This is a genomic window from Methylobacterium sp. B1, from assembly GCF_000333255.1.
In the GTDB taxonomy this organism is placed as follows: Bacteria; Pseudomonadota; Alphaproteobacteria; order Rhizobiales; family Beijerinckiaceae; genus Methylobacterium; species Methylobacterium fujisawaense.
This window is the reverse complement of the sequence record NZ_BACT01000664.1, coordinates 1-289: the sequence shown is the minus strand read 5'-3', so window position 1 is coordinate 289 and position 289 is coordinate 1. Positions and strand designations below refer to the sequence as shown.

Sequence of the window (289 nt, the reverse complement as noted above, 5' to 3'; positions counted from 1 at the left end):
CTTCGCCCTCACCGGGCCGGCGGCGATCACGCTTCGGGACGGCGGCGCCGTGATCGACGGCCTGTCCATCGCGGCGGGCGCGGGTCGCATCACGGCCGCGGGCCGTGTCGGGCAGGCTCTCGACCTGCGGGTGGCGATCCGGTCGCTACCCCTGTCGCTCGCCCGGATCGCCGCGCCGAGCCTCGCCCTTTCGGGGACCCTGGACGGCGAAGCCGATCTCCACGGGCCTGTCACGCGCCCCGAGGGACGCTACGCGATCAGCGTCGCGAAGCTCGTCGCCCCGCAGACG

Annotated in this window: 1 protein-coding gene; it reads left to right on the top strand. The window is 75.4% G+C overall.

Going from position 1 to position 289, the window contains the following annotated elements; genetic code table 11:
- Positions 1–289, top strand: a 289-nt coding sequence (locus I53_RS19605; protein WP_043353796.1) for a hypothetical protein, incomplete at both ends; no start/stop codon positions are given.